The sequence below is a fragment of the Aquaticitalea lipolytica genome (assembly GCF_014641635.1).
Taxonomy (GTDB): domain Bacteria; phylum Bacteroidota; class Bacteroidia; order Flavobacteriales; family Flavobacteriaceae; genus Aquaticitalea; species Aquaticitalea lipolytica.
The window spans coordinates 25,686-45,372 of the sequence record NZ_BMIC01000003.1 but is presented as its reverse complement, the minus strand read 5'-3'; the positions used below and the strand labels follow the sequence as shown (position 1 = coordinate 45,372).

General features: G+C 31.0%; 20 protein-coding genes. 7 read left to right on the top strand and 13 right to left on the bottom strand.

The genetic code is table 11. The annotated features are described in order from the left end of the window. Positions 1 to 53: 53 nt before the first annotated feature. Together IEW41_RS09080 and IEW41_RS09075 are read left to right on the top strand one after the other, a co-directional pair. The gene (locus tag IEW41_RS09080; protein WP_188606041.1) at positions 54 to 1,286 is read left to right on the top strand and encodes an MFS transporter; all 1,233 of its coding nucleotides are present in this window, start codon (positions 54 to 56) and stop codon (positions 1,284 to 1,286) included. A 13-nt stretch (positions 1,287 to 1,299) separates the two neighbouring features. Next, positions 1,300 to 2,043, top strand: coding sequence for a DJ-1/PfpI family protein (locus IEW41_RS09075; RefSeq protein ID WP_188606040.1), 744 nt, complete (start codon positions 1,300 to 1,302; stop codon positions 2,041 to 2,043). Here the strand turns inward: IEW41_RS09075 and IEW41_RS09070 are convergent, their stop codons facing one another. Then, positions 2,044 to 2,487 carry an Lrp/AsnC family transcriptional regulator gene (locus tag IEW41_RS09070; protein ID WP_188606039.1) on the bottom strand — a complete coding sequence of 148 codons (444 nt, stop codon included), beginning with the start codon at positions 2,485 to 2,487 and terminating at the stop codon, positions 2,044 to 2,046. It lies immediately after the preceding gene. Between the two features lie 116 nt (positions 2,488 to 2,603). Here IEW41_RS09070 and IEW41_RS09065 point away from each other — a divergent pair, with 116 nt between their 5' ends. Continuing rightward, complete coding sequence (locus IEW41_RS09065) at positions 2,604 to 2,999, top strand: hypothetical protein (protein ID WP_188606038.1); 396 nt, start codon at positions 2,604 to 2,606, stop codon at positions 2,997 to 2,999. A gap of 5 nt (positions 3,000 to 3,004) precedes the next feature. On the opposite strand, the gene IEW41_RS09060 is transcribed toward IEW41_RS09065, so the two are convergent. From IEW41_RS09060 to IEW41_RS09050, 3 genes are all read right to left on the bottom strand, one after another. Then, the gene (locus tag IEW41_RS09060) at positions 3,005 to 3,151 is read right to left on the bottom strand and encodes a hypothetical protein (RefSeq protein WP_188606037.1); all 147 of its coding nucleotides are present in this window, start codon (positions 3,149 to 3,151) and stop codon (positions 3,005 to 3,007) included. A gap of 250 nt (positions 3,152 to 3,401) precedes the next feature. Continuing rightward, a complete protein-coding gene (locus tag IEW41_RS09055) occupies positions 3,402 to 6,812 on the bottom strand; it encodes a methylmalonyl-CoA mutase family protein (RefSeq protein ID WP_188606036.1) in 3,411 nt (1,136 codons plus the stop codon). Between the two features lie 83 nt (positions 6,813 to 6,895). After that, positions 6,896 to 7,849, bottom strand: a complete 954-nt coding sequence (locus IEW41_RS09050) for an MBL fold metallo-hydrolase (protein ID WP_188606035.1) — start codon at positions 7,847 to 7,849, stop codon at positions 6,896 to 6,898. Between the two features lie 41 nt (positions 7,850 to 7,890). Between IEW41_RS09050 and IEW41_RS09045 the strand changes: the two genes are divergently transcribed. After that, the gene (locus tag IEW41_RS09045) at positions 7,891 to 8,595 is read left to right on the top strand and encodes a DUF4197 domain-containing protein (RefSeq protein WP_188606034.1); all 705 of its coding nucleotides are present in this window, start codon (positions 7,891 to 7,893) and stop codon (positions 8,593 to 8,595) included. 1 nt (position 8,596) lies between these two features. On the opposite strand, the gene IEW41_RS09040 is transcribed toward IEW41_RS09045, so the two are convergent. After that, the gene (locus IEW41_RS09040; RefSeq protein ID WP_188606033.1) at positions 8,597 to 9,097 is read right to left on the bottom strand and encodes a hypothetical protein; all 501 of its coding nucleotides are present in this window, start codon (positions 9,095 to 9,097) and stop codon (positions 8,597 to 8,599) included. A 261-nt stretch (positions 9,098 to 9,358) separates the two neighbouring features. Between IEW41_RS09040 and IEW41_RS09035 the strand changes: the two genes are divergently transcribed. Further along, entirely contained in the window at positions 9,359 to 9,562 is a 204-nt protein-coding gene (locus tag IEW41_RS09035) for a Lacal_2735 family protein (RefSeq protein ID WP_188606032.1), read from the top strand. 32 nt (positions 9,563 to 9,594) lie between these two features. Here the strand turns inward: IEW41_RS09035 and IEW41_RS09030 are convergent, their stop codons facing one another. From IEW41_RS09030 to prfA, 3 genes are read right to left on the bottom strand one after another with little or no spacing between them, the layout of a single operon-like run. Further along, positions 9,595 to 10,371, bottom strand: a complete 777-nt coding sequence (locus IEW41_RS09030) for an ABC transporter substrate-binding protein (RefSeq protein ID WP_188606031.1) — start codon at positions 10,369 to 10,371, stop codon at positions 9,595 to 9,597. A gap of 57 nt (positions 10,372 to 10,428) precedes the next feature. Continuing rightward, positions 10,429 to 11,244 carry an orotidine-5'-phosphate decarboxylase gene (pyrF, locus tag IEW41_RS09025; protein WP_188606030.1) on the bottom strand — a complete coding sequence of 272 codons (816 nt, stop codon included), beginning with the start codon at positions 11,242 to 11,244 and terminating at the stop codon, positions 10,429 to 10,431. 35 nt (positions 11,245 to 11,279) lie between these two features. Then, positions 11,280 to 12,356 carry a peptide chain release factor 1 gene (gene prfA, locus IEW41_RS09020; RefSeq protein WP_188606029.1) on the bottom strand — a complete coding sequence of 359 codons (1,077 nt, stop codon included), beginning with the start codon at positions 12,354 to 12,356 and terminating at the stop codon, positions 11,280 to 11,282. 423 nt (positions 12,357 to 12,779) lie between these two features. Between prfA and IEW41_RS09015 the strand changes: the two genes are divergently transcribed. After that, positions 12,780 to 13,442 carry an ATP-binding cassette domain-containing protein gene (locus IEW41_RS09015; protein ID WP_188606028.1) on the top strand — a complete coding sequence of 221 codons (663 nt, stop codon included), beginning with the start codon at positions 12,780 to 12,782 and terminating at the stop codon, positions 13,440 to 13,442. On the opposite strand, the gene IEW41_RS09010 is transcribed toward IEW41_RS09015, so the two are convergent. From IEW41_RS09010 to IEW41_RS08990, 5 genes are all read right to left on the bottom strand, one after another. Then, positions 13,439 to 14,617, bottom strand: coding sequence for an AIR synthase related protein (locus IEW41_RS09010; protein ID WP_188606027.1), 1,179 nt, complete (start codon positions 14,615 to 14,617; stop codon positions 13,439 to 13,441). The two genes, IEW41_RS09015 and IEW41_RS09010, sit on opposite strands and share 4 nt — an antisense overlap. A 36-nt stretch (positions 14,618 to 14,653) precedes the next feature. Then, complete coding sequence (locus IEW41_RS09005) at positions 14,654 to 15,331, bottom strand: outer membrane protein (RefSeq protein WP_188606026.1); 678 nt, start codon at positions 15,329 to 15,331, stop codon at positions 14,654 to 14,656. Positions 15,332 to 15,578: 247 nt separating this feature from the next. Continuing rightward, a complete protein-coding gene (locus tag IEW41_RS09000) occupies positions 15,579 to 15,719 on the bottom strand; it encodes a hypothetical protein (protein ID WP_188606025.1) in 141 nt (46 codons plus the stop codon). Positions 15,720 to 15,926: 207 nt separating this feature from the next. Further along, positions 15,927 to 18,113: a glutamine synthetase III family protein gene (locus IEW41_RS08995; RefSeq protein ID WP_188606024.1), complete on the bottom strand. Its 2,187-nt coding sequence runs from the start codon at positions 18,111 to 18,113 to the stop codon at positions 15,927 to 15,929. 124 nt (positions 18,114 to 18,237) lie between these two features. Next, the gene (locus IEW41_RS08990) at positions 18,238 to 19,191 is read right to left on the bottom strand and encodes a calcium/sodium antiporter (protein ID WP_188606023.1); all 954 of its coding nucleotides are present in this window, start codon (positions 19,189 to 19,191) and stop codon (positions 18,238 to 18,240) included. Between the two features lie 136 nt (positions 19,192 to 19,327). Between IEW41_RS08990 and IEW41_RS08985 the strand changes: the two genes are divergently transcribed. Continuing rightward, a complete protein-coding gene (locus IEW41_RS08985) occupies positions 19,328 to 19,687 on the top strand; it encodes a BlaI/MecI/CopY family transcriptional regulator (RefSeq protein ID WP_188606022.1) in 360 nt (119 codons plus the stop codon).

Sequence of the window (19,687 nt, the reverse complement as noted above, 5' to 3'; positions counted from 1 at the left end):
TAAAAGTCCAACATTGATGTTGGACTTTTTATTTTTATACTAATAAATCAAAAATGAAACTTTTTAATTATTTATACTACAATTTAGGTCATGGCTACATAAATACATTTAGAGGATTATCTAAAGAAGTTTGGTGGCTTGCACTTGTAACACTTATTAACAGAGCTGGCACAATGGTTATCCCATTTTTGTCTCCGTATTTAACTACAAATCTAGAGTTCTCTTTAGATGATGTTGCTTGGATTATGACTGCTTTTGGATTAGGCTCTATAGCAGGCTCATGGATTGGCGGTAAGCTTACAGACATGATTGGCTATTATAAAGTAATGATTTTTAGCCTTTTATTAAGTGGACTTTTATTTATTGGCTTTCAGTTTTTAAACACTTTTACAAGTATTTGTATTGGTATTTTTATACTTATGACAGTTGCAGACATGTTTAGACCTGCTATGTTTGTTGCATTAAGTGCTTATAGTAAACACGAAAATAAAACTCGAAGTGTGACCTTAATTCGTTTAGCTATAAACCTAGGTTTTTCTGCTGGTCCTGCTATTGGAGGATTAATTATTACAACTATGAGTTATGGAGGCCTATTTTGGGTAGATGGCATTACTTGTATGATTGCAGCTATTGTATTGCTTAATGTTTTGCATCCTAAAAAGGTAAAAATATTAGATATGGAGATTAATCCTAATCCTAAATCTGCATATAAAGACAAACCATTTTTGATATTTTTCTTTGCCATGGTAATTTTTGGCGTTGTCTTCTTACAATTTCTATCAACACTTCCTTACTTTTATAAAGAGGGCGTTGGTTTATCAGAATTTGAAATCGGATTATTAATGGCCTTAAATGGTATTCTAATTTTTGTATTTGAGATGCCACTCATAAAGTGGCTGGAACAGAAAGGATATACAAAAGTTGGTTTAATGATTTTTGGTTTATTATTAACTACTGTGAGCTACTTGTTTTTAATGTATAACACATTAATTGTTTTAATAGTAGTTAGTATGATAATTGTCACTTTTGGTGAGATGATTGTATTTCCATTTTCAAATGCATTTTCTTTAAAGCGATCTAAACGAGGGCTTCAAGGAGAATACATGGCCTTATATAGTATTGCATTTTCAATTTCTCATGTATTTGCACATAATCTCGGTTTTCAAATGATTGATAGTCTTGGTTTTGATAATACATGGATTTTAATGGTTATTTTAGGGTGTATTGGATTAGTTTTATTAATCCTTCTTAAAAAATTCATGAAATCTAATAGTGAGGCTCAATAATTAAAAAATGATTATGAAAAATATAATATATATACTATATGCTTTGTTATTTATAAGCTGTAATTCTTTTGAAAAGAAAGACGAAAAAATTGTTGAGTTAAAAACAGAAAAGGTATTGCCAAAGCTAGAACCTAATCGTTATAATGTTGCATTTTTAATTATGGATGGCACATACAACACAGAGTTAACAGCGCCTTTCGATATTTTTCAACATACTATTTTTAGAGATAGTATTAAACCAATGAATGTGTTTACAGTTGCTAATACAGATAATGCAATTACAACTTTTGAAGGTATGCGAATCATTCCAGATTTTAATTATGTAAATGATTCGCTGCCAAAAATTGATATCTTGGTTGTACCAAGTGCCAAACATCATTTAGATACTGATTTAAAAGATGATATAATGCTAAATTTTATTAAAAAAGTAGATAAAGAAGCTCTATTTGTAACTTCGCATTGTGATGGTGCTTTTGTATTAGCTAAAGCTGGTTTACTTAATGATGCAGTATCTACAACTTTTCCAAGTGATATAGATGCTATGCGAGAAATGTTTCCAGATTTAGACATTAGAAAAGATGTTCTTTTTGTACATGATGGAAAATATATTACTTCAGCTGGTGGAGCAAAAAGCTTTGAAGCCGCTTTGTATTTATGTGAATATCTTTATGGGAAAGACATTGCTAAAAGTTTAGCTAGTGGATTGGTTATTGATTGGAACCTTGATAAAGTTAAGCATCTGGTTATAGTAAAGTAATTACTTTACTGGTTTAACTTCATTATACTTTATAACATGAGACAATACAATTTGCGTTTTGGTCTCGCCATAAATAATAAGTTGGTCAATAAAGTTTTCAAGGTGTTTTTGGTTTTTTAAAACTACTTCCATCACAATGTTTTCATTTCCTGTAATACGATAACAGTTTAAAACCTCATCATAGGTTTTAACTTTTTCTAAAAATGGTTTAAGCATACCCATAAAAGCACGCAAAGTAATAAGCGCTTTTAATTGATAACCAGCATCTAAAGGCGATATTGAAGTTTTATATCCTTGAATAATACCAGCATCTTCCATTCTTTTAATACGTTCGGAAACTGCAGGTGAACTTATACCAACTTGCCTTCCAATTTCCGCATTAGATTGCCTAGCATTTTGCTGTAAGCATTTTAAAATCTTCCAATTAAGAGAATCTATATTCATTTTAAACTAAAACTAATCAAAAAACTTAATATTTAAAGCAAATATAACGTTTTACTTTAAAATCAATTGCCTAAAATCATTACTTGTCACTAATTTTGATGAAATTGCTATTAAAAATGTACTACAATATCCCATCTCATCTTTCTGAACTGCCTATATATCAAAAGGCTATGGAAATTATTATATTATCCAGAAGCATCTCCACTTACCTTAATCAAGATTTAGCGTATTTGAGACCAGATGGCACAGAAGATGATAATATTTACTTTTCAGGAGATATCGTACAGCAATCTGTTAATTTAGCACCAGAAATTGTTAATGCTGAATTAGAACGCTACTCAGACAAAAAGCATAAGCATGTGGAAACATTAGAGCGTTTAACTAATATGCTTTATAAAAACTGTAAACGTTTAGAACGCAGTAATAGTAATGGTAGAGATTATTTACCAATTTTACGTAGTGAGTTGAAAAAATTTAAAAAATTGCAACATTCTTGGATGTTGACTTTGTAATAAGTTTAAAGACTCAATTTTAAACCATAACTATCTGAGGTCACAATCTGACTTTGAGCTTCAAAATATTTTTCAGATTTAATTGTGTACAGTAGCCAATCGAAATAATTTTTTGATCTTCTTTGAAAACGATAATTTAAAGTAGCTTCCATATCTATATAATTTTGATTAAACTTCAGTTTGTAAATTGAGGGTAACACAAATTTACGAGCACTTTAAGTCTTCTGCACAACTATTTAGATAAGCGGTAAATTTCAATCTTTAAAAGACAATACAGTACAAAAATTAACGACCAATAGCCTGGCTTTTAACAACAAAAATCCCAACCATATAACACAGTTGGGATTTTTTATAATTTATAAAGTTACCTCATCGCACTTGTGATAAGCAACTTAAGTAAGTTTACATATTTCTTCGATACTGACCTCCAACTTCAAATAAAGCTGATGTAATTTCGCCAAGTGAACATACTTTACAAACATCCATTAGTGCTTCAAAAATGTTTTCGTTATGAATAGCTTTTGTTTGAAGGTTTTTTAATAATGCTTTTGTATCGTTTGCTTTATGAAGATTCTCTAAAGTTTTTATTTGGAAAAGTTTTTCTTCTTCAGTGGCTCTAATAACTTCTTTTGGCTGGATTGTTGGTGAGCCTGAGCTACTTAAAAACGTGTTAACACCTATTATTGGAAATTCACCATTATGCTTTAAAGTTTCATAATACAAGCTTTCTTCTTGTATTTTACTACGTTGATACATAGTTTCCATAGCACCAAGAACACCTCCTCTTTCGGTAATTCTATCAAACTCTGCCAAAACAGCTTCTTCAACTAAATCGGTTAATTCTTCTATAATAAATGACCCTTGAATTGGGTTTTCGTTTTTAGCTAAACCTAATTCTTTATTTATAATTAACTGAATTGCCATTGCTCTTCTAACACTTTCTTCAGTTGGTGTTGTTATAGCTTCGTCATACGCATTGGTATGTAGTGAATTACAGTTATCATAAATTGCATACAAAGCCTGTAGTGTTGTACGAATATCGTTAAAATCAATCTCTTGAGCATGTAAGCTTCTACCTGAAGTTTGAATATGGTATTTTAACATTTGCGCTCTTGCATCTGCTCCATATTTATTCTTCATGGCTTTTGCCCAAATTTTACGAGCTACACGACCAATAACTGCATATTCTGGATCGATACCATTTGAGAAAAAGAACGATAAGTTTGGTCCAAAATCGTTGATATTCATTCCTCTACTTAAGTAGTATTCTACATAAGTAAATCCATTAGATAAAGTTAAGGCAAGTTGTGTAATTGGATTTGCTCCAGCTTCAGCAATATGATATCCAGAGATAGACACACTATAAAAGTTTCTAACATTATTTTCGATAAAATACTCTTGAACATCTCCCATTAAACGCAATGCGAACTCTGTAGAGAAAATACATGTGTTTTGAGCTTGATCTTCTTTTAATATATCAGCTTGAACCGTTCCTCTAACTTGAGCAATGGTATTCTTTTTAATTTCGGCATAAACATTAGCAGGTAATACTTGATCTCCTGTAACACCTAAAAGCATTAGTCCTAATCCGTCGTTACCTTCTGGTAAATCGCCATTATAAGATGGACGTGTTTTTCCCTTATAAATCTTAGTAATTTTAGCTTCTACTTCTTTTTCTAATCCGTTTTCTTTAATGTAGATTTCACATTGCTGATCGATGGCAGCATTCATAAAGAAACCTAATAACATTGGTGCAGGACCATTAATTGTCATACTAACAGAGGTCATAACATCTGCTAAATTAAATCCTGAATACAATTTTTTGGCATCATCCAAGCAACAAATACTAACACCAGCATTTCCTATTTTTCCATAGATGTCTGGCCTGTAGTCTGGATCGTTACCATAAAGTGTAACACTATCAAAAGCAGTTGACAAACGTTTTGCTGGCAATCCAGCACTCACATAATGAAAACGACGGTTTGTGCGTTCTGGCCCACCTTCTCCTGCAAACATACGTGCTGGATCTTCACCTGTACGTTTAAAAGGATATAATCCTGACGTATAAGGGAATTCTCCTGGTACATTTTCTTGTAATGTCCAACGTAAAATATCTCCCCAAGCTTGATACTTAGGCAAAGCTACTTTAGGAATTTGCGTGTGAGATAGTGATTCTGTATGTGTTTCTATTTTAATTTCTTTCCCTCTTACTTTAAATGAATAAATAGGGTTTTTATATTTATTAACTTTATCATTCCAACCTGTAATAACTTCCCAATTGTAAGGGTCTAAATTAAGTTTTACTCTGTCGAATTCTCCAACTAAAAGTTTTATAAAATCTTTATTTTCTTTAGATTCAATAGAATTAGAATCGATTCCTGCTTTATCTAATTCTGGAGTTTTACCAATTACAGATTCTACAGTTTTATAAATTCCGTATAATCGTTGAGCAACTTCTACTTGTTCGTTAGCTGTTTTATCATAAGCTCTATTATTTTCAGCAATTTCAGATAAGTAACGCGTTCTTGAAGGTGGAATCACAAAAATCTTTTCGCTCATTTCTTTAGAAATCTCAAACTTAGATTTTAATTCGCTATCTGCCTTTTCAACCAACTTATCCATTACAGCTTTATAAAGCGTATTCATTCCTGGATCATTAAATTGCGATGCAATGGTTCCGAATACTGGCAACTCATCTTGAGGCGTATCCCAAAGATTATTATTACGCATGTACTGTTTTTTCACATCACGAAGTGCATCTAACGAACCTCGTTTATCGAATTTATTAATTGCTACTAAATCAGCAAAATCAAGCATATCAATTTTTTCCAACTGCGTTGCAGCACCAAATTCTGGCGTCATCACATAAAGAGATACATCGCTATGCTCAATAATTTCGGTATCAGATTGACCAATACCTGAAGTTTCTAAAATAATTAAATCGTACTCAGCAGCTTTTAAAACTTCAATAGCTTCATGAACATATTTTGAAAGCGCTAAGTTAGATTGTCGTGTTGCTAAACTACGCATATACACACGAGAATTGTTAATAGCATTCATACGAATACGATCACCTAAAAGTGCGCCTCCTGTTTTACGTTTCGAAGGATCTACAGAGATTAAACCAATTGTTTTTTCAGGAAAATCGATTAAAAAACGACGAACCAACTCATCAACTAAAGAGGACTTACCAGCTCCTCCAGTCCCTGTGATTCCTAAAACTGGTGTTTTAGATGTTTTATTTTTAGCATGAATTTTATTAAGTGTTTCTTTTGCTACTTCAGGGAAGTTCTCAGCTGAAGAAATAACTCTTGCAATTGCTTTTGGATTCTTTTTCACCAATGCATCTATTTCTCCATTTAATGAGTCGCCTACAGCAAAATCAGATTGTTTAACCAAATCATTAATCATGCCTTGCAATCCCATTTCACGACCATCATCTGGTGAATAAATACGAGCGATACCATAATCCATCAATTCTTTTATTTCTGAAGGAAGGATTACTCCTCCACCTCCACCAAATATCTTGATGTGCTCTGCTCCTTTTTCTTTAAGTAAATCGTACATATACTTAAAGTATTCGTTATGACCACCTTGATAAGAGGTTAAACAAATTGCATTGGCATCTTCTTGTATAGCAGTATTAACAACTTCTTCAACACTTCTATCGTGTCCTAAATGGATGACTTCTACTCCTGTTGCTTGTATTATACGACGCATAATATTAATTGATGCGTCATGACCATCAAATAATGATGCGGCTGTGACAATACGTACTTTATATTTTGGGTTATAAGGCGCTACTTGCTTCATTGATAATTATATCTAGTTAGAATGCTGCAAATTTAAGGATTATTCAAAGATTTAGAAGCATTTTAGAGAATAAACTAAATATTTTAAAGTTGAAAATTTGTTCCTTCTTTAGCAAATTTGAATCCTAAGTTTTGAATACTATCTTTTAAAGCATGTGTCTGCAATAGTGCAGGATTAGTATGGTTAAAATGAATAAAAACAACTTTAGCTTTTGTTTCTTTTGATTCGTTTTCGAATAATTTAATTGTCTCTTCAATAAATGGATGTGGAACCTCGCTCATGGGTCTGTTAATTTCTCCTTCTTTAAAAAAAGTGGCATCAATAAAAGCATAATCTACTTTTTTAACTTCATCTACAATATTCTTTTTCCAAAGTTTCCATTTATTAATATCTGGAATGAACAAAGCTGACTTGTTTTTGCCTTCAATTTTATAGCCAACAGTTTCTGAATATTCATCACGATGTGGCACTAAAAAAGGAGTAACTTTTAAATGATTATTTAATACAATTGTTGAATCGTTTTGCAATGCTCTTAACTCAATATTGTTTAAACTTACAAGCTGGCTCCATGGTCCGTTTTGCTCTAAAAAAGATTTCATTTTTGGCATTACATACACAGGAATATTATTACCTCCTAATGCTTCTCTTCCAAATTGCATTAAACCAGTATAATGCCCAATATGAGCATGTGTTAAGAAAACACCATCAATAATTTTATCGCTTACAAGATGTTTAGACTTTAATATTTCCGTTTGTGCTGTTATATCTGGAGTAGCATCAAATATATACTTCTTCCCTACAATTTTATCAACCAATCCAAGGCAAGACACTAGCTTTTTAAGTTCTTTTCCTTCATGAAATCGTTTACAACATTCTTTATTACAGTCTATTTGTGGATAACCAGCATCTTGAGCAACTCCAAGAACCGTAATGTATTGACCTTGGTTATCTGGTACTAAATTCTTAGGTTCGGATTTACAATTAAATAAAAAAGTGGCAAAAATTAATATTAGGAATGGTATTTGAAATGGTTTCATATGTATAACTTATCTTTGTTAAAGATAAAAAACCGAGACCTATGATTCGTAAATTTTTAGCATTCATTTTATTTTTTAACCTTACAGCGTGTAGCGAATTACAAAATGTAGTAAACCAATTACCTCAAGGTAGTGTATTAAGTAATGCCGATATTGCTGCAGGTTTGCGCGAAGCTCTTGATTTTGGAATTGAAAAGCAAGTAAGTAAATTAACTCAAAAAGATGGCTTTTATAAGAATGAGTTAGTAAAAATATTATTACCAGAAGAACTGCAAAAAGTAGATAAAGGTTTGCGTGATATTGGTTTAAGTAGCCTTGCTGATGAAGGCTTAAAGGTTTTAAACAGAGCTGCCGAAGATGCTGTTAAAGAAGCAACACCAATTTTTGTTAATGCTGTAAAAGATATTACTTTTTCTGATGCTAAAAATATTCTTTTAGGTCAAGATGATGCAGCAACTCAGTACTTAACTAGTAAAACCCAAACAGCTTTATATGACAAATTTCATCCTGTAATAAATAATTCTTTTTCTAAAGTTGGAGCAGATCAAATTTGGGCTAATCTTATTAATAAGTATAACGCTATACCATTTACAACAGATGTAAATCCTGATTTAACAAATTATGTTACCACTGAAGCATTAAAGGGTGTTTATACTATGATTGCTGTTGAAGAAAAGGAAATTCGTGACAAGGTATCATCAAGAAGTACAGATTTACTAAAAAAAGTTTTTGCTTTACAAGATTAACTTATTCTTTTTTATATAATCCATCAAAAGCAACAGTTACCTCTTTACTATTTGTAATTGTTTCCCATAACTGACGAACTGTACCATCACTATTTTTTGTCCAAGTAACACGATGAAAAAAAGGAATACCATCTTTATTAAGTTCTTCATCTGTTTTTAAAATCATTTGGTTACCTATTCTATTTCCTTTAAGGTGCAAACTCTGACCTTGGTTATCAACCCAGATTTGCTCCCATTGTTTAGTTTTAAAATTATAAAAATTATTACTCGTACCTGTAAAATTCCCATTAGCACTTGTCCAATTCTCTCTTAAAACACAATTATCTTGAACCTTTTCTATTGTGTTTTTTCCTGCAGTTGTTCCATCTGGATTAGTTACAGACCAATTTCCAATCCAAAAATCAAACTCAGTATGTTTATCTGTACAACAATTGCATGTATTAATTTGAGCATGCATTGTTAATCCTAAAGAAAGCGATAAAAAAAGTAGTATTAGTTTCATGATTATTTATTTGTATTGTTTTAAAGTTAATAATTGAGAGTTAATCTAATACTAATATTAACATAACATTAGATTATAAACAGAATATCATCTTTGTACCTCAAAACGAAGAATATCATATTTGTCTTTAATTTTGAATTAGTTAGTTGGTTATAAATCGAGGTATACACATATCTCGATTTTTTTTCAACATAGCACAACTTTAACTTGTTGAATAATAAATTTTTAGATATATTTAAGGTTCACAAAAGTTGTAGCATCATGAAATCACATTCTGAAATAAAGACCCATCAACTTATACTGCAGCAAAAATATAAGCAGTTAATAGAACAAGCCTACAATTTTCGTCAAACTGACTCTGCATTAAGTGATTTTTCTGAATACAAAGCAATAAAACTATTAAACAAGCTTAACAGACTTAAATACTTAAACAGAGAAACACTATTGACAACTACTTCTAATTAGAGATTTAATATCTATTAAGAGCAATTGCATTGTTATCTTGAAAGATTTAAACTTTTAAAATAATCGAATGCTTTTAAAAGTCTTGAACCATACCAAGAAAATGATTCTCCATCAACAATTACAATTTTTGCATTAGGGAAAAATTTTGAAATTTCTGTTTTATGTTTTTCTTTAAATGGAAACGGTTCACTAGAAAGCAATACTAAATTGACAGAAGAATATGTTTTAAGTTCAATTTCTGGGTAGCGTTCAAAATTACCAAAGTGGTTTTCAAATTTATTTAACTGCAACATTTCATCAATAAATGTTTGTTTAGCAGCTACCATCCAAGGATTTTTCCAAATAAAATAAGCTACATTCATTTTTGGTTTATCTTTTATAAACTCTTTAAAATCAGTCTCTTTTATGCTTATCTCTTTAATAATTTGTGTAGCCTTATTTTCCTTTAAAAACAGCTCACCATACATTTTTATTAATTGCAAACAGTCCTTAATAGTATAAATATCACTTATATGTACAGGAGCAATTTTTTCTAATTCCAGAATCATTTCTTTTGTGTTTTCTTCCTTATTACACAAAATTATATCTGGTTGAAGTGCATTAATTTTTTCAAAATTAACCTCCTTTGTACCACCAACAATAATTTTACTTTTTTTGAAATGATTAGGATGAATACAAAATTTGGTAATCCCAACTATTGAAGATTCCAGCCCTAAATCGTAAAGTAACTCGGTTTGCGAAGGCACCAATGAAACGATACGTTTTGGCGTACCTTGTAATTGAAGTTTACGATTAAGTTGGTCTTTCATAAAAATAGTTATCAGTCACAGTTGCAGTTTACAGCCTTACTTCAGATAGAAACCCAACTACTTACTCAAAATAATTTCCATTTCTTGTTGAAGTTCTTTTGCTTTAGTAGCAGCAGCCTCTGCAAAATCATTATTATTTGAAGCATAAATAATTCCGCGAGAAGAATTTATTAGCAATCCTATATTACTATTCATACCATATTTACAAACATCTTGAAGATTACCACCTTGGGCACCAACTCCTGGAACTAGTAAAAAGCTATCAGGAATTATACGTCTTATTTCAGCAAAATATTCTGCTTTTGTAGCACCAACAACATACATTAAGTTTTCTGAGTTTTTCCAAGTTTTAGAGGTTTCAAGAACTTGTTTATATAATTCTTTTCCGTCAACATTTTTGGTCTGAAAATCGAAAGCTCCTTCATTAGATGTTAATGCTAAAAGTATAGTGTGCTTATTTTTAAAAGCAAGAAAAGGCTCAACAGAATCTTTTCCCATGTAAGGCGCTACAGTTACACTGTCGAAAGCTAAATCTTCAAGAAAAGCTTTGGCATACATACTACTGGTGTTACCAATATCACCACGTTTAGCATCAGCAATTGTAAAAATTTCTGGATGGTTTTGATTGATGTAATTGATTGTTTTTTCTAAAGCTTTCCATCCTTTTAATCCGTAAGCTTCATAAAAAGCTGTGTTTGGTTTATAAGCAACACACAAATGATGAGTAGCATCGATAATTGCTTTGTTAAACTCAAAAATAGGATCTTCAGTTTGTAGTAGATGCTTCGGAATTTTATTTAAATCGACATCTAATCCTATGCAGAGAAAGGATTTCTTTTTGTGTATTTGACTTATAAGTTGTTGTGTTGTCATAGCATAAAAAAAGCCTCAAAAAAGAGGCTGGTTATTTAAATTACATCTGTATTAGCTTTTAACTTCTCAGTGTTTTCAGCTAGTTGAAGCTCATCAATAATACGTTGTATATCTCCATTAACAATATTACCTAAATCGTATAATGTTAGTCCGATTCTGTGATCTGTAACACGTCCTTGAGGATAGTTATATGTTCTAATTTTTGCACTTCTATCTCCAGATGACACCATTGAGCCACGTTTTGCAGCATCTTCTTCCATTTTCTTTGCCAACTCCATATCATATAAACGAGAACGTAATACTTTAAATGCTTTCTCTTTATTTTTATGTTGCGATTTTTGATCTTGACATTGTGCTACTAATCCTGTTGGAATGTGTGTTAATCGTACTGCAGAATAAGTTGTATTTACAGATTGACCTCCAGGTCCTGACGAACAGAAAAAATCGATACGTACATCTTTTGGATTGATTTCTATATCAAACTCTTCAGCTTCAGGAAACACCATAACTGTTGCAGCACTTGTATGTACACGTCCTTGAGTTTCTGTTTGTGGCACACGTTGTACACGATGTACACCTGCTTCAAACTTTAAAGTTCCATAAACATCTTCACCAACAACTTCAAACTGAATTTCTTTAAATCCACCATTAGTTCCTTCACTATAATCTACTACATCAACCTTCCAACCTTTGCTTTCGCAATATTTAGTGTACATTCTAAATAAGTCACCTGCAAAAATACTAGCTTCATCTCCACCAGTTCCAGCACGAAGTTCCATTACGGCATTTTTAGTATCCTCAGGATCTTTAGGAATTAACATAAAACGAATATCGTCTTCTAACTTAGGGATTCCTTCTTTAGCTTCTTCGTATTGCATTTTAGCCATTTCTAACATTTCTGGATCTTTTCCAGTTGCCAAAATTTCTTCCGCTTCCTGCAAATTATTGGTAAGCTCTAAATATTCATCACGTTTATTCATTAATAGACGTAAATCTTTATACTCTTTATTGAGCTCTATATATCGCTTTTGATCTGTCATTATATCAGGCTGAATGATTAAATCACTAACCTCATCAAATCGTTGCTTTACTATTTGTAATTTCTCTAACATTTATCGTTTAAATTGTGCTGCAAAAATACGATAATTTATCAAATAGAATCAAGACCATTTTGCATTTAGAAGCAAGAATATATACTGCTGATTGGAAATTTTAAAAATATATCTAACTTATATACGTTCTAATCCTATGATGCAACGATTTGAAGCTATACTTTTATTTTATAGACCTTTATTTATTTGGTCCTTTGCAGTTAATGTATTAATTATAATTGTTAATCCACATATATTTACTACTGTAATTACTAAATTATTACTTACTATTTTTGTTTGGTATCTCATTAACGAAACCAATAGAGAAAGAAAACTTATTTTTTACAAAAACTTGGGTATTTCAACCTTTAAACTATTTTCTGCTATATTTTTAATTGATGTTTTTATTACCATTGGCTTTTTACTCATTATGCAAGAATTTATATGATTTTAGAAATAGATAGTATTGAACTTTATTTTTCTAGCAAGCGAATTCTCAATGGTGTTTATTTAAAAGCTGAAACAGGAAAAGTCACTGGGATTCTTGGAAGCAATGGTAGTGGCAAAAGCTGTTTAATGAATATTATTTTTGGTTCTTTACAACCAAAGTATAAATTAATCAGAATAGATAATGAGCCTATTTTGAAACCACTTTACACAATCAATTGTGTTGGTTTTTTACCTCAACATGCATTAACTCCAAATAACATAAAGGTTAAAACTGTATTTAAATTATTTCGTTTAGATTGGTTAGAATTTATTACTGTTTTTGAAAGTTTTTCTTTGTTTAAAAATTCAAAAATAAATAGTCTTTCTGGAGGTGAGCGTCGTGTTTTGGAAACTTATTTGATTTTAAAGAGTAAAAATGAAATTGTTATACTAGATGAACCTTTTTCCCATATCGCACCTTTGTACATTGAAAAATTTAAACGCTTAATTGCTATTGAAAAGCAAACTAAAGCCATTATAATTACCGATCATTATTTTAGAGATGTTATTGACACTTCAGATGAACTATACTTACTAAAAAATGGATGCACAAAACTTATTAATAACCTTGAAGAACTTGAAGATTATAAATATTTAAGTATTGGGAGTTTAGACTAATACTCAAAAACTCCAAACTCGCTTTTTATAGTTAATTTCTTTTCTGATGATGCTTCAACTCTACCAACAATTTGAGCATCGACATTAAATGATTTAGAAATAGAAATTAAATCTTCAGCTACTTCTGGAGCTACATACAACTCCATACGATGCCCACAATTAAATACTTGATACATTTCTTTCCAATCTGTTTTTGATTGTTCTTGTATTAGTTTAAAAAGTGGTGGAATTGAAAATAAATTATCTTTTATAATATGTAGATTGTTTATAAAATGAAGAATTTTGGTTTGGGCTCCTCCACTACAATGCACCATTCCATGAATGTCTTTCGAATTGTATTTTGATAGTATTTTTTTAATGATTGGCGCATAGGTTCTTGTTGGCGATAATACTAATTTACCAGCATCAATTGGGGAGTTTTCTACTTTATCGGTTAATTTTACCTGTCCAGAATACACTAAATTTTTAGGTACTGAAGCATCAAAACTTTCAGGAAATTTTTCAGCTAAATAGTTATGAAACACATCATGACGTGCAGATGTTAATCCATTACTTCCCATTCCTCCATTATATGTTTTCTCGTAAGTAGCTTGACCTGACGATGACAAGCCAACTATAACATCGCCTGCTTTTATATTTGCATTATCAATAACATCACTACGCTTCATACGCGCTGTTACAGTAGAATCAACAATTATTGTGCGAACTAAATCTCCAACATCAGCAGTTTCGCCTCCTGTTGAATGAATTGTAACTCCAAACGATTTTAATTCAGAAATTAATTCTTCTGTACCATTGATGATTGCCGAAATAACTTCTCCTGTTATTAAATTCTTATTTCTACCAATGGTTGATGATAACATAATATTATCTGTAGCTCCTACGCATAACAAGTCGTCAATATTCATAATCAAGGCATCTTGAGCGATACCTTTCCAAACTGAAATATCTCCAGTTTCTTTCCAATACATATAAGCAAGTGATGATTTTGTACCTGCACCATCTGCATGCATAATAAGGCAATACTCATTATCATTTGTTAAATAATCTGGTACAATTTTGCAAAATGCTTGTGGAAATAATCCTTTATCGATGTTTTTAATAGCGTTATGCACATCTTCTTTAGATGCAGAAACACCTCTTTGCGCATATCGTTTACTTATGTCTTGACTCATAACTTTGTTTGGATATGCAAAAATAAGGATTGTAATTTAGTTTTTATCAATAATTGGGTTTGATTTAATAATAGATTTTTCACCCTTTTTTAATTTGGTTTTGCTTGAATTTGCTCCAAAATAATAATTAATACCAAAACCTATTCTAAAATATGTATCGTCAGAATTTCCTGCAATTAACCCATCTAACTCATCACTTAAAACATAATTATAATCAGTATAAAGTTTTAGACCAAAACCATCAGTAACAATATATTCTATTCCTCCTCCTCCTTGAAATTTAGTAGCAGTTTGCTTAAAATAATTTGATGCATTATATCCTCCTCCTGCAAAAACAAACGGAGAAAATCTTTGATGTGGAAGCAATAAACACTCAACATTTAAATCGAAAGACATAAAGCCTTCATTAAACTGATCTTTATAGGCTAGGTTAAATTTATTATATCCGAAATTAATGTTCAAATGTGGTGTTAAATGCCTTTTATAGCCAATGTGCGTAAAAATTTCGAACATTGGGTCAACAAAATCTCCATTAATAACTGAAGTTCCTAAAGCAATATCTATTGCATTATTTGCCCTAAACTCTTTAAAGTTTTCGTTTCGGAATAAACTATCATTTTCGGTTTGCACTAAATCTTGTGAAAATAGTGTAGTATGAAATAAACTTATTATAAAAAAAGCGATTGCTTTAATATAAAGCTGTTTTGCTATCATCAATTTTAATATTAATTAGACATCGGTTAATTAAAACAAAAGAGACTGCAAGTTCCTATCTAGAAAGGGGAGCGCAATATAACAATTTAACAATCAAATTGTTACATTTTTACAAGTCAAATATATAGTATAAAAAAAGACAAACAAATTAAGTTACTAATTGGTTTGTCTTTTTTGGTTTACAAAACATAATTACATTAATAAAATATGAATTGTAAAACCAGGCTTTGTAATTGTTAAAAATTATTTAAGAAGCAGTTTTAATACTGCCCTCAACCTTAACAACTGCATCTTTAGAAGCATTATCTTTATTGTCTTTAGAATCGTCTTGAGAGAACAATAAAGTTGCAAAAGCCAAAGCCGCTAAGCTTAATAATAACTTTTTCATCTTTACAAATATTGATTAATAGCGTTACAAATTTAAGAAAATAACCCTCTGATTATAAAGCCTTAACAACATTTTCGATTATTAGTAAAATTATGCGTTGAAATACATTTTTTCTTACTTATCACATACGTAGAAATACGTATAAAGTAGGCTATTAAATAACAAAAGCCTCGATGAACGAGGCTTTGCAAACTTATGTTTTACTAATTATTTTGTAAATAACAACTCTCTGTATTTAGTTAATGGCCATAATTCATCATCAACTAAAAGCTCTAATTTATCACAATGGTAGCGAATATCATCAAAGATTGGTTTTACTTTATGACAATAGTCTAATGCTTTCTTTTCAATATCACTAATTGTATTAGCAGTTTTACGTGCATTTATTAATTTAGTAACGTTAGAGTTTATTGACTCGATATGCTCAGAAATTTCTTCAATTAATACCATTTGCTCTTTTGCGTGTTTTTTAAAACCAGTACCATAAATTTCTTTAAGACCTTTTACGTTTTCAATTAAAACATTTTGGTACTTTACAGCTGTAGGTACAATATGATTACGAGCTATATCTCCTAACACACGTCCTTCAATCTGAATACGTAATACGTACTCTTCCATTTCAATTTCATAACGCGCTTCAGACTCTATTTTATTCATTATGCCTAAATCTTCAAAAAGACTAATTGCTTTTTTAGAAACTTTAGCTTTTAATGCTTCTGGTGTTGTTTTATTATTACTTAAGCCACGCTTTTTGGCTTCTTTATGCCAAGCATCACCATAACCATTCCCTTCGAATAAAATATTTTTAGATTTTTTGATATACTCTCTTAAAACATTAAAGACAGCATCATCTTTTTTCATGTCTTTTTTCTCAATAAGCATATCTACTTCAGCTTTAAAATCGATTAATTGTTTTGCAACAATTGCATTTAAAACAGTCATCGCACTAGCACAATTAGCTTTAGAACCTACTGCTCTAAACTCAAATTTATTACCTGTAAAAGCAAATGGTGAAGTTCTGTTTCTATCAGTATTATCTAATAATACATCAGGAATTTTACCAACTACATTTAGTTTTAAATCAGTTTTTTCTTCTGGAGATAGTTTTCCAGTAGTTACATTTTCTAATTCATTTAAAACACTAGTTAATTGCGATCCAATAAATACAGAAATAATTGCTGGTGGTGCTTCATTAGCTCCTAACCTATGATCATTACTTGCTGATGCAATTGCAGCTCTCAACAACTCTTCATTATCATTAACTGCCTTAATTGTGTTAATAAAGAAAGTTAAAAATTGAAGATTGCTCATTGGAGTTTTCCCAGGACCTAAAAGATTTACTCCTGTATCTGTACTTAAACTCCAGTTATTATGTTTACCTGAACCATTAACTCCTGCGAATGGTTTTTCATGAAATAATACTTTAAAATTATGACGATCGGCAACTTTATCCATAACATCCATTAATAAAGAGTTATGGTCTACCGCAAGATTAGCTTCGTCATAAATAGGTGCTAACTCAAATTGGTTAGGTGCAACCTCGTTATGTCTTGTTTTTACTGGAATACCTAATAACATACATTCGGTCTCTAAATCTCTCATATATGCTAAAGCTCTACTTGGTATTGAACCAAAATAGTGATCATCTAATTGCTGACCTTTTGCTGGTGAGTGACCAAGCATTGTACGTCCTGTTAAAACTATATCTGGTCTTGATGCTGCTAAAGCGCTATCAATTAAAAAGTATTCTTGTTCCCATCCTAAAGAAGCATTAACCTTCTTTACATTTTTATCAAAATATTTACAAACTGCAACAGCAGCATTATCAACAGCTTGTAACGCTCTTAATAATGGTGTTTTGTAATCAAGAGCCTCACCTGTATAAGCAACAAAAACTGTAGGAATACAAAGCGTTGTACCATAAATAAATGCTGGCGATGTAGGATCCCAAGCTGTATAACCACGAGCTTCGAATGTATTTCTAATTCCTCCATTTGGGAAACTAGATGCATCAGGTTCTTGTTGTACTAATTGGTCTCCACCAAACTTTTCAATTGCCAATCCATCTCCTATAGTTTCAAAAAAAGCATCATGCTTTTCGGCTGTTGCACCTGTTAAAGGCTGAAACCAATGCGTATAATGTGTTGCTCCTTTAGAAATTGCCCACTCTTTCATTCCTGTAGAAATGTGATCTGCGACAACTCTTTCTATTTTGGTGCCATTCTGTATAGCATCCATAACACTTTTGTAAGCCACCTTGGTCAAATACTGACGCATAGTTGCTTCATTAAACACATTAGAACCGAAAATTGCTGAACGACGCTCATTCTCTTCAATATGAAGAGGCTTGCGATTAAGCGTCTCTTTGATGGCGTGAAAACGTAATGTTGACATAATTATTAAGTTTGATTTAATTTTGATAGGGCAAATCTATCAAAAAATCAATTCAAAATAAAATATACCCTAAAAAAAATAGGGTTAGTTGTCAACAATTCGATAAAATGCTTGTTTATACCCTTTATTTTTCTCCTGTAAAAGCTAAAAAAATAAAAATTGCATAAGCAACTAGAAGAATAAGCCCTTTATATCTACCTATTTCAAACCTTTTTGGGATAAATACTAACGGAATTAAAACAGCAGAAAAAGCCATCATCCAAAAAATATCACTAGACAATATTTGAGGGTTATCAACAGAAATTGGCTGAATCATTGCCGTTAAACCTAAAACCGATGCAATATTAAAAATATTAGAACCTATTAAATTTCCTAAAGAAATTGCCTTTTCTTTTTTTAATGCCGCTATTACAGATGCTGCTAATTCTGGAACACTTGTACCAATGGCGACCATAGTTACAGATATAACACGCTCACTAACTCCTAACGACAATGCCATTTCTTTTGCTCCAAAAACTAGCCATTCACTCCCAAAATATAATGCCGCTCCACCAATTATTAACCAAAGGACAACTTTAAAGTTTGACGTTTCCATTAATGCATCATCAATATCTTCAACAACTTCTGTTGCTTCACTTTTTGATTTTTTTATAAGTATATATAAGAATATAACTAAAGAAATAAATAAAGCTAAACCTTCTTTAAAATCGAGCACATTTCCGCTACTAAGCATAAAATACAAAACAACAGAGATAAGCATCATCATAGGCCAATTGAGCTTATAAAAACTCTTATCTATAGCTAATGGTGAAATTATAGCTGTAATACCTAACACTAAACCAATGTTTGCTATATTAGAACCAATTACATTTCCTAAAGCTATATCTGAAGAGCCATCTAATGCAGCCTGCAAACTCACGAGTAACTCTGGAGCTGATGTGGCAAACGAAACCACTGTCATACCAATGACTAGCTTAGAAATATTAAATTTAAAAGATAATGCAACTGAAGAACGAACTAAAAACTCACCTCCTATAACTAATAAAATCAGTCCTAAAATAACCCAAAGTAAACTCATGAAAAATAATTTTCAGCGAAGATACTATTTCCATTCATTTTATAATAAAAACTAAAAATTTCGTTAAATAACTACACTCATAGTTGTATAACTATAAAAATAGTTATATGTTTGAATTATTAAATAAAACACATCAATGCAAAAACTCACTAATAAAGAAGAAGAAATCATGCACATTCTATGGAAGCTCGAAAATGCTTTTGTAAAAGACGTGCTTGCAGAAATAACAGATGACAAACCACATTATAATACGCTTTCTACTATAATAAGAAATCTGGAAGAAAAAGGTTATGTAAGTTATAATGCTTACGGAAAAACACACCAATACTTCCCTATTATAAGTAAAGAGGCATATAAAAAGCGTTTTATGAATACTGCTATTGAAAATTATTTTAACAGTTCGTACAAAAACGTTGTGTCATTTTTTGCTAAAGAAGAAAAAATAAGTGTGGATGAGCTAAAAGAGATAATTGCATTAATCGAAAACAAAAAGTAA

Bases quoted from the DNA above. Each gene is read 5' to 3' on its own strand.
- IEW41_RS09080 (WP_188606041.1), top strand. From the start codon at position 54: ATGAAACTTTTTAATTATTTATACTACAATTTAGGTCATGGCTACATA.
- IEW41_RS09075 (WP_188606040.1), top strand. From the start codon at position 1,300: ATGAAAAATATAATATATATACTATATGCTTTGTTATTTATAAGCTGT.
- IEW41_RS09070 (WP_188606039.1), bottom strand. From the start codon at position 2,487: ATGAATATAGATTCTCTTAATTGGAAGATTTTAAAATGCTTACAGCAA.
- IEW41_RS09065 (WP_188606038.1), top strand. From the start codon at position 2,604: ATGTACTACAATATCCCATCTCATCTTTCTGAACTGCCTATATATCAA.
- IEW41_RS09060 (WP_188606037.1), bottom strand. From the start codon at position 3,151: ATGGAAGCTACTTTAAATTATCGTTTTCAAAGAAGATCAAAAAATTAT.
- IEW41_RS09055 (WP_188606036.1), bottom strand. From the start codon at position 6,812: ATGAAGCAAGTAGCGCCTTATAACCCAAAATATAAAGTACGTATTGTC.
- IEW41_RS09050 (WP_188606035.1), bottom strand. From the start codon at position 7,849: ATGAAACCATTTCAAATACCATTCCTAATATTAATTTTTGCCACTTTT.
- IEW41_RS09045 (WP_188606034.1), top strand. From the start codon at position 7,891: ATGATTCGTAAATTTTTAGCATTCATTTTATTTTTTAACCTTACAGCG.
- IEW41_RS09040 (WP_188606033.1), bottom strand. From the start codon at position 9,097: ATGAAACTAATACTACTTTTTTTATCGCTTTCTTTAGGATTAACAATG.
- IEW41_RS09035 (WP_188606032.1), top strand. From the start codon at position 9,359: ATGAAATCACATTCTGAAATAAAGACCCATCAACTTATACTGCAGCAA.
- IEW41_RS09030 (WP_188606031.1), bottom strand. From the start codon at position 10,371: ATGAAAGACCAACTTAATCGTAAACTTCAATTACAAGGTACGCCAAAA.
- pyrF (WP_188606030.1), bottom strand. From the start codon at position 11,244: ATGACAACACAACAACTTATAAGTCAAATACACAAAAAGAAATCCTTT.
- prfA (WP_188606029.1), bottom strand. From the start codon at position 12,356: ATGTTAGAGAAATTACAAATAGTAAAGCAACGATTTGATGAGGTTAGT.
- IEW41_RS09015 (WP_188606028.1), top strand. From the start codon at position 12,780: ATGATTTTAGAAATAGATAGTATTGAACTTTATTTTTCTAGCAAGCGA.
- IEW41_RS09010 (WP_188606027.1), bottom strand. From the start codon at position 14,617: ATGAGTCAAGACATAAGTAAACGATATGCGCAAAGAGGTGTTTCTGCA.
- IEW41_RS09005 (WP_188606026.1), bottom strand. From the start codon at position 15,331: ATGATAGCAAAACAGCTTTATATTAAAGCAATCGCTTTTTTTATAATA.
- IEW41_RS09000 (WP_188606025.1), bottom strand. From the start codon at position 15,719: ATGAAAAAGTTATTATTAAGCTTAGCGGCTTTGGCTTTTGCAACTTTA.
- IEW41_RS08995 (WP_188606024.1), bottom strand. From the start codon at position 18,113: ATGTCAACATTACGTTTTCACGCCATCAAAGAGACGCTTAATCGCAAG.
- IEW41_RS08990 (WP_188606023.1), bottom strand. From the start codon at position 19,191: ATGAGTTTACTTTGGGTTATTTTAGGACTGATTTTATTAGTTATAGGA.
- IEW41_RS08985 (WP_188606022.1), top strand. From the start codon at position 19,328: ATGCAAAAACTCACTAATAAAGAAGAAGAAATCATGCACATTCTATGG.